Raw genomic sequence first — 9,620 nt, forward strand, 5'->3', positions numbered from 1 at the left:
TGCCACTTCGCGAACCTCCCCCCGCTCGACAGTTCTCCCCATCTTCTCATCACAGACGCAGCAATGGGGAGACAAGTTCCCCCGCTCGGCCCCCAATGCCGCAGGGCGGCCACCCCCAAGGGGTGACCGCCCTGTTGCTGTCGTGCGTACCAGGACTACTGGTTGTACGGACCGTAGTCGTAGTCCTCCAGCGGGACCGCCTGGCCGGAGCCGGTGCCGAAGGGCGAGTAGTCGATGTCGTCGTAACCGACGGCCGAGTACATCGCGGCCTTCGCCTCCTCGGTGGGCTCGACCCGGATGTTGCGGTAGCGGGACAGGCCCGTACCGGCCGGGATGAGCTTACCGATGATGACGTTCTCCTTGAGGCCGATCAGGGAGTCCGACTTGGCGTTGATCGCCGCGTCGGTCAGGACCCTGGTCGTCTCCTGGAAGGACGCCGCCGACAGCCACGACTCGGTGGCCAGCGAAGCCTTGGTGATACCCATCAGCTGCGGACGGCCGGAGGCCGGGTGGCCGCCTTCCGCCACGACGCGACGGTTCTCGCCCTCGAACTTCGTGCGCTCCACCAGCTCGCCCGGCAGCAGCTCCGCGTCGCCGGACTCGATGATCGTCACACGGCGCAGCATCTGCCGGATGATGATCTCGATGTGCTTGTCGTGGATCGCCACGCCCTGGCTGTTGTAGACCTTCTGGACCTCGCCGACCAGGTGGACCTGGACGGCGCGCTGGCCGAGGATCCGCAGCACGTCGTGCGGGTTGACGGCACCCACGGTCAGCGGCTGGCCGACCGTGACGTGGTCACCCTCGGCCACCAGGAGACGGGCGCGCTTGGAGACGCCGTACGCCGTCTCGTCGCTGCCGTCGTCCGGGGTGACGACGACCTTCTTGGTCTTCTCGGTCTCCTCGATCCGGACGCGGCCGGCCGCCTCCGAGATCGGGGCGACGCCCTTGGGCGTACGGGCCTCGAAGAGCTCGACGACACGCGGCAGACCCAGGGTGATGTCGTCACCGGCCACACCACCGGTGTGGAAGGTACGCATCGTCAGCTGGGTACCGGGCTCACCGATGGACTGGGCGGCGATGATGCCGACCGCCTCACCGATGTCGACCAGCTTGCCGGTGGCCAGCGAACGGCCGTAGCAGTAGGCGCAGGTGCCGACCGCGGACTCACAGGTCAGGACCGAGCGGGTCTTGACCTCCTCCACGCCCGCGTTGACCAGCGCGTCGATGAGCACGTCACCGAGGTCCACGTTGGCCGGCGCGACGACCTTGCCGTCCACCACGACGTCCTCGGCCAGCATGCGGGCGTAGACGCTGGACTCGACGTCGTCCGCCTTGCGCAGGACGCCGTCGGCGCCCTTCGAGGCGATCCGCAGCTTGAGGCCGCGCTCCGTACCGCAGTCCTCCTCGCGAATGATGACGTCCTGGGAGACGTCGACCAGACGACGGGTGAGGTAACCGGAGTCGGCGGTACGCAGAGCGGTGTCCGCCAGACCCTTACGGGCACCGTGCGTGGAGATGAAGTACTCCAGCACGGACAGACCCTCGCGGAACGACGCCTTAATGGGACGCGGGATGGTCTCGTTCTTCGCGTTCGACACCAGACCGCGCATACCGGCGATCTGCCGCATCTGCATCATGTTTCCTCGGGCACCCGAGTCAACCATCATGAAGATGGGGTTGGTCTTGGGGAAGTTCTCGTTCATCGCCTCGGCGACCTCGTTGGTCGCCTTGGTCCAGATGTTGATCAGTTCCTGAGTGCGCTCGTCCTTGGTGATCAGACCGCGCTCGTACTGCTTCTGGACCTTCTCGTCCTGGGCCTCGTAGCCCGCGACGATGGCCTTCTTGGCCTCCGGCACGACGATGTCCGACACGGCGACGGTGACGCCGGAACGGGTCGCCCAGTGGAAGCCGGCCGCCTTCAGGTTGTCGAGCGTCGCCGCCACGATGACCTTCGGGTAGCGCTCGGCCAGGTCGTTGACGATGGCGGAGAGCTGCTTCTTGCCCACCGAGTAGTCGACGAACGGGTAGTCCTCGGGCAGCAGCTCGTTGAAGAGCGCGCGACCCAGGGTCGTCCGCAGGCGGAAGCTGTCACCCTGCTGCCACTCGCTCGCGGCGAAGCCCTCGGCCTCGTCCGCGGCCGGCGGGGTCCAGCCACGCGGCGGGACGGTGCCGATCGGGAAGCGGATGTCGACCTTGGCCTGGAGCGACAGCTCGCGGGCGTCGAAGGCCATGATGGCCTCGGCGACCGAGCCGAAGGACCGGCCCTCGCCCTTGACCTCGCGCTCCTCCTCGTCCGTGGTGAGGAAGAAGAGACCGAGCACCATGTCCTGGGTCGGCATGGTGACCGGACGGCCGTCGGCCGGCTTGAGGATGTTGTTCGAGGACAGCATCAGGATGCGGGCCTCGGCCTGGGCCTCCGCGGACAGCGGGAGGTGGACGGCCATCTGGTCACCGTCGAAGTCCGCGTTGAACGCGGTGCAGACGAGCGGGTGAATCTGAATGGCCTTGCCCTCGACCAGCTGCGGCTCGAAGGCCTGGATGCCCAGACGGTGCAGGGTGGGCGCACGGTTCAGCAGCACCGGGTGCTCGGCGATGACCTCTTCGAGCACGTCGTACACGACCGTGCGGCCGCGCTCGACCATGCGCTTGGCGCTCTTGATGTTCTGCGCGTGGTTCAGGTCCACCAGGCGCTTCATCACGAACGGCTTGAAGAGCTCCAGCGCCATGGCCTTGGGCAGACCGCACTGGTGCAGCTTGAGCTGCGGGCCGACGACGATGACGGAACGCGCCGAGTAGTCGACTCGCTTACCGAGCAGGTTCTGACGGAAGCGGCCCTGCTTGCCCTTGAGCATGTCGGACAGCGACTTCAGCGGACGGTTGCCGGGGCCCGTGACCGGGCGGCCGCGGCGGCCGTTGTCGAAGAGCGCGTCCACGGCCTCCTGGAGCATGCGCTTCTCGTTGTTCACGATGATCTCGGGCGCGCCGAGGTCGAGAAGCCGCTTCAGGCGGTTGTTGCGGTTGATGACGCGGCGGTACAGGTCGTTCAGGTCGGAGGTCGCGAAGCGGCCACCGTCCAGCTGCACCATCGGACGCAGGTCCGGCGGGATCACCGGGATGCAGTCCAGCACCATGCCCTTGGGGCTGTTGCGGGTCTGCAGGAAGGCGGAGACGACCTTGAGGCGCTTGAGCGCACGGGTCTTCTTCTGGCCCTTGCCGGTACGGATGATCTCGCGGAGGCGCTCGGCCTCCTCCTCGAGGTCGAAGGTCTCCAGGCGCTTCTGCAGGGCAGCGGCACCCATGGAGCCGTCGAAGTACGTGCCGAAGCGGTCACGCAGCTCGCGGTAGAGGAGCTCGTCGCCCTCCAGGTCCTGGACCTTGAGGTTCTTGAAGCGGTTCCAGACCTCGTCGAGACGGTCGATCTCGCGCTGCGCACGGTCGCGCAGCTGCTTCATCTCACGCTCGGCGCCCTCGCGCACCTTGCGGCGCACATCGGCCTTGGCGCCCTCGGCCTCCAGCTCGGCCAGGTCGGTCTCGAGCTTCTTGGCGCGGGCCTCCAGGTCGGAGTCGCGGCGCTGCTCGATCTGCTGACGCTCGACGGAGACGTGGGCCTCCAGCGAGGGCAGGTCGCGCGTACGGCGCTCCTCGTCCACGTACGTGATCATGTACGCGGCGAAGTAGATGACCTTCTCGAGGTCCTTGGGCGCGAGGTCCAGCAGGTAGCCCAGCCGGCTCGGCACACCCTTGAAGTACCAGATGTGGGTAACGGGAGCGGCCAGCTCAATGTGGCCCATCCGCTCACGACGCACCTTGGCGCGAGTGACCTCGACGCCGCAGCGCTCGCAGATGATGCCCTTGAAGCGGACGCGCTTGTACTTACCGCAGTAGCACTCCCAGTCCCGGGTAGGACCGAAGATCTTCTCGCAGAAGAGCCCGTCCTTTTCCGGCTTGAGGGTGCGGTAGTTGATGGTCTCCGGCTTCTTGACCTCACCGTGGGACCACTGACGGATGTCGTCAGCGGTGGCGAGGCCGATCCGCAGCTCGTCGAAGAAGTTGACGTCGAGCACTATGCGTCAATCCCTCTCAGGGTCGTGTCTCTATGGTCTGTACGGGGTCCGGGGCGGGGCCGGGACCTCCTCTGCACGAGGCGGTCCCGACCAGACCCGTCAGACCTCTTCGACGCTGCTCGGCTCGCGCCGCGACAGGTCGATGCCGAGCTCCTCCGCAGCGCGGAAGACGTCCTCGTCGGTGTCGCGCATCTCGATGGACATGCCGTCCGAGGACAGCACCTCCACGTTGAGGCACAGGGACTGCATTTCCTTGATGAGCACCTTGAAGGACTCGGGAATGCCGGGCTCGGGGATGTTCTCGCCCTTGACGATGGCCTCGTAGACCTTCACGCGGCCGGTCACGTCGTCGGACTTGATCGTCAGCAGCTCCTGGAGGGCGTACGCGGCGCCGTAAGCCTCCAGCGCCCACACCTCCATCTCACCGAACCGCTGACCACCGAACTGAGCCTTACCACCCAGCGGCTGCTGGGTGATCATCGAGTACGGACCGGTCGAACGCGCGTGCAGCTTGTCGTCGACCAGGTGGTGCAGCTTGAGGATGTACATGTACCCGACCGAGATCGGGTCCGGGAACGGCTCACCGGAACGGCCGTCGAACAGCTGCGCCTTGCCGGAGCTCTTGACCATCCGCTCGCCGTCGCGGTTGGGGAGCGTCGAGTCGAAGAGACCCGCCAGCTCGTCCTCGCGCGCACCGTCGAAGACCGGGGTCGCGACGTTGGTGCGCGGCGCGACGTCGTCGGCGCCGATCGCCTGCAGACGCTGCTGCCAGTCCTCGGCACCTTCGACCTTCCAGCCCTGGCTGGCGAGCCAGCCCAGGTGGATCTCCAGGACCTGTCCCGGGTTCATTCGGGACGGGACACCCAGCGGGTTGAGGATGATGTCGACCGGGGTGCCGTCCTCGAGGAAGGGCATGTCCTCCACGGGGAGGATCTTCGAGATGACACCCTTGTTGCCGTGGCGGCCGGCGAGCTTGTCACCGTCGGTGATCTTGCGCTTCTGGGCGACGTAGACGCGGACCAGCTGGTTCACGCCCGGGGGCAGCTCGTCGCCCTCTTCGCGGTCGAAGACGCGGACGCCGATGACCTTGCCGATCTCACCGTGCGGCACCTTCAGGGAGGTGTCGCGCACCTCGCGCGCCTTCTCACCGAAGATCGCGCGGAGCAGACGCTCCTCCGGGGTCAGCTCGGTCTCACCCTTGGGCGTGACCTTGCCGACGAGGATGTCGCCGGCGACGACCTCGGCACCGATACGGATGATGCCGCGCTCGTCGAGGTCGGAGAGGACCTCCTCGGAGACGTTCGGGATGTCCCGGGTGATCTCCTCGGGGCCGAGCTTGGTGTCACGGGCGTCGACCTCGTGCTCCTCGATGTGGATCGAGGAGAGGACGTCGTCCTGCACGAGGCGCTGCGACAGGATGATCGCGTCCTCGTAGTTGTGGCCCTCCCACGGCATGAACGCGACGAGCAGGTTCTTGCCGAGCGCCATCTCGCCCTGGTCCGTGGACGGACCGTCGGCGAGGACCTGGCCCTCGATGACCCGCGCGCCCTCGTCCACGACGACCTTCTGGTTGAAGGAGGTGCCCTGGTTGGAGCGGGTGAACTTGGCGACGCGGTACGTGGTGTACGTGCCGTCGTCGTTGGCGACGGTGATGTAGTCCGCGGAGACCTCCTGGACCACACCGTCCTTCTCGGCCTTGATGACGTCACCGGCGTCGACCGCGCAGCGGTACTCCATGCCGGTGCCGACCAGCGGCGACTCCGCCTTGATCAGCGGAACGGCCTGGCGCATCATGTTCGATCCCATGAGCGCGCGGTTGGCGTCGTCGTGCTCGAGGAACGGGATCATGGCGGTCGCGGCCGACACCATCTGGCGCGGCGAGACGTCCATGAAGTCGACCTCGTCGGCGGGGACCAGGTCGACCTCGCCGCCGCGGCGGCGGACCAGCACACGCGCCTCGGCGAAGCGCATGTCGTCGGTCAGCTTCGCGTTGGCCTGGGCGATCAGGAAGCGGTCCTCCTCATCAGCGGTGAGGTAGTCCACCTCCTCGGTGACCTGGCCGTCGACGACCTTGCGGTACGGCGTCTCGATGAAGCCGAAGACGTTGACCCGGCCGTAGGAGGCCAGCGAACCGATCAGACCGATGTTGGGACCCTCAGGGGTCTCGATCGGGCACATACGGCCGTAGTGCGACGGGTGCACGTCACGGACGTCCAGACCGGCCCGCTCACGGGAGAGACCACCCGGGCCCAGCGCCGACAGACGGCGCTTGTGGGTCAGACCCGACAGCGGGTTGGTCTGGTCCATGAACTGGGACAGCTGGCTGGTGCCGAAGAACTCCTTGATGGAGGCGACGACCGGCCGGATGTTGATCAGGGTCTGCGGCGTGATCGCCTCGACGTCCTGGGTGGTCATGCGCTCGCGCACGACGCGCTCCATACGAGCCAGACCCGTGCGGACCTGGTTCTGGATGAGCTCGCCGACGTTGCGCAGACGGCGGTTGCCGAAGTGGTCGATGTCGTCGGTCTCGACGACGATCGAACGGCCGCTCTCGCCCATCGTCTCGGTCTCGCCGGCGTGCAGCTTGACCAGGTACTTGATCGTCGCGATGACGTCGTCGGTGGTCAGCACACCGGCGTCGAGCGGCTCGTCGCCGCCGAGCTTCTTGTTGACCTTGTAGCGGCCGACCTTGGCGAGGTCGTAGCGCTTGGGGTTGAAGTACAGGTTCTCCAGCAGCGTCTGCGCGGCCTCACGGGTCGGCGGCTCGCCCGGACGCAGCTTGCGGTAGATGTCCAGCAGCGCGTCGTCCTGGCCCTGGGTGTGGTCCTTCTCCAGGGTGGCGCGCATGGACTCGTACTCGCCGAACTCCTCGAGGATCTGGTCGGTCGTCCAACCGAGAGCCTTGAGCAGAACGGTCACGGACTGCTTGCGCTTGCGGTCGATGCGCACACCGACCATGTCGCGCTTGTCGATCTCCATCTCCAGCCAGGCACCCCGGGACGGGATGATCTTGGCGGAGAAGATGTCCTTGTCGGACGTCTTGTCGATGGAGCTGTCGAAGTAGACGCCCGGCGAGCGGACCAGCTGCGAGACGACGACACGCTCGGTGCCGTTGATGCAGAAGGTGCCCTTGTTCGTCATGAGCGGGAAGTCGCCCATGAAGACCGTCTGGGACTTGATCTCACCGGTCTCGTTGTTCGTGAACTCCGCCGTGACGAAGAGCGGGGCGGCGTACGTGAAGTCGCGCTCCTTGCACTCGTCGATGGAGTTCTTCGGGGGCTCGAAGCGGTGGTCGCGGAACGTCAGCGACATCGACCCGGAGAAGTCTTCGATCGGGGAGATCTCTTCGAAGATCTCTTCGAGACCGGACTTGGTGGGAACTTCCTGCCCACTCTCCAGCGCAGCCTCGACGCGACCCTTCCATGCGGCATTGCCGAGCAGCCAGTCGAAGCTTTCGGTCTGCAGCGCAAGGAGGTTCGGAACCCCGAGGGGCTCCTTGATCTTCGCAAAAGAGATGCGCAGCGGGGCGGTGCTGTCGCCGTTGTTCGTATTGGCAGTCGAGGCGTTGCGCGAGGCGGCCAAGAGGGGGTCCTTCCGAGGGCTCGGACTCACTACGCGCGTACCGGTCCCGAATCGAGCAGACTGAGGAAAAGCCCAGGTCAGGGCGGATCATCCAGCTTTGCTCGGGCTCGGATATGCCCCTGGTGACGGGCAGGGAGCAGCTAACAGGCAGCGCAAAGGGTCAGTGTAGCCACTTGGCACACTGATGTCCAGAGCGAGTTTCCGGAGACCGGTTCAACACCGTGATACCGATCTTCTCCCTCCGGGAGGTCGCGTCCTCCGCGGCGGAGGATCCCCTCGTTTGTTCTTCTCATGCCCTGCGCCTGCCGAAAGCCCCGCGCCATTGGCGCACACCGATGCTTCCCTCTTCGTCGGCGATCCATGCCTCGAACCCTGGATCGCTTCTGCGTCGCGTCCCGAGAATTGCGCGCCGCGTGCGGTTCGTCAAGGCCCCCCACCTCCGCGAGATCGTCACATGGGGGCACGTCCGCGCAACGAAGATCACCATACTCGCACTCCGGGCCGGGGCAATGCAGCCGTGGCGAGCACGCCGAAGGGCGACCACCCGCATGGGTGATCGCCCTTGGCTGCCGTCCGTTACGCCTCAGGCGCTCAGGACGTGAGTCAGAGACTCAGTGGGGTCACTTGACCTCGACGGAGGCGCCGGCGCCCTTGAGGGCCTCGGCGGCCTTGTCCGCGGCGTCCTTGGCGACCTTCTCGAGGACCGGCTTCGGGGTGCCGTCGACGAGGTCCTTGGCCTCCTTCAGGCCCAGGGAGGTCAGCTCACGCACGACCTTGATGACCTGGATCTTCTTGTCACCGGCGCCGGTGAGGATGACGTCGAACTCGTCCTTCTCCTCGACGGCCTCGGCGGCGCCACCAGCGGCACCACCGGCGACGACGACCGGCGCGGCGGCGGCGGCGGTGACGTCGAACTTCTCCTCGAACGCCTTCACGAACTCGGAGAGCTCGATGAGGGTCATCTCCTCGAACTGCGCGAGCAGGTCTTCCTGGCTGAGCTTCGCCATGATGGCGGTCCTTCCACTAATTCGGCTGGTGCCGGATGTACATGTCGGCGGGCGTACGTTGGGCCCGCTACGACCGTCGCCTCAGGCGGCGGTCAATGTGCGAGCCGAATTACTCGGCACCGCCCTGCTCGGCCTGCTTGGCGCGAAGCGCGTCCACGGTGCGGACGAGCTTCGACGGGAGCGCCTGGAAGACCGAAGCAGCCTGGGACTGCTTGGCCTTGAAGGCACCCGCCAGCTTGCTGAGCAGAACCTCGCGGGACTCGAGGTCCGCAAGCTTCTTGATCTCGTCGGCGGACAGCGCCTTGCCGTCAAGGACACCGCCCTTGATGACGAGAGCGGGGTTCTCCTTGGCGAAGTCACGAAGACCCTTCGCCGCCGTGACCGGGTCACCGGTCACGAAGGCGACAGCGGTCGAGCCCTTGAGGTGCTCGTCCAGCTGAATCCCGGCCTCCTTGGCCGCGATCTTGGTCAGCGTGTTCTTCACCACACGGTACTGAGCGTTCTCGCCGAGAGAACGACGCAGCTCCTTGAGCTGCGCCACAGTCAGTCCGGTGTAAGAAGTCACAACAGCTGCGTTGGATTCACGGAGCTTCTCAGTGATCTCCGCAACGGCTGCGTTCTTTTCAGACGTCGCCATGAGCCTCGGCCTCCTTCCGGGTGATGAGGACCGCGCAGAAGGGGCTGGGCAAAACAAACGCCCCGGCGCAGGCGCACGGGGCGATACTCGACCAGGCATACGCCCGGGAGCTCTTCCTCATTCACACCTGCGCAGGCCGTCCGCAGCTAGCGGATCCTTCGGCCACCACACGCCCGGTATCGGACGCGCAGAGACAACCAGCGGTCTTTGGCTTCGCGGATACGGTACGGGAGCCGCCCGCGTCAGGCAAATCGGCGGGGGGCCGGTGTCCTGGCGGCCACGGCATCCCCGCACTCCGTGCCCGCGCTCGCCACCGCCCTCGTACTG

Annotated in this window: 4 protein-coding genes; all 4 read right to left on the reverse strand. The window is 66.3% G+C overall.

Annotated elements, in window-relative coordinates:
- Positions 1-155 precede the first annotated feature (155 nt).
- The 4 genes from ACWD6P_RS26250 to rplJ all read right to left on the reverse strand — a co-directional run bounded on the left by ACWD6P_RS26250 (position 156) and on the right by rplJ (position 9,293).
- Complete coding sequence (locus ACWD6P_RS26250; RefSeq protein ID WP_451446613.1) at positions 156-4,067, reverse strand: DNA-directed RNA polymerase subunit beta'; 3,912 nt, start codon at positions 4,065-4,067, stop codon at positions 156-158.
- 99 nt (positions 4,068-4,166) lie between these two features.
- Positions 4,167-7,649, reverse strand: a complete 3,483-nt coding sequence (rpoB, locus tag ACWD6P_RS26255; RefSeq protein ID WP_451446614.1) for a DNA-directed RNA polymerase subunit beta — start codon at positions 7,647-7,649, stop codon at positions 4,167-4,169.
- A gap of 620 nt (positions 7,650-8,269) precedes the next feature.
- Positions 8,270-8,656 (reverse strand): 50S ribosomal protein L7/L12, encoded by a 387-nt coding sequence (gene rplL, locus ACWD6P_RS26260; protein WP_451446615.1) that lies wholly within the window; start codon positions 8,654-8,656, stop codon positions 8,270-8,272.
- 109 nt (positions 8,657-8,765) lie between these two features.
- On the reverse strand, positions 8,766-9,293 hold the full coding sequence (rplJ, locus tag ACWD6P_RS26265) for a 50S ribosomal protein L10 (RefSeq protein ID WP_384429872.1): 528 nt from the start codon (positions 9,291-9,293) through the stop codon (positions 8,766-8,768).
- Positions 9,294-9,620: the final 327 nt, after the last annotated feature.

It is taken from the genome of Streptomyces sp. NPDC002446 (assembly GCF_053595675.1).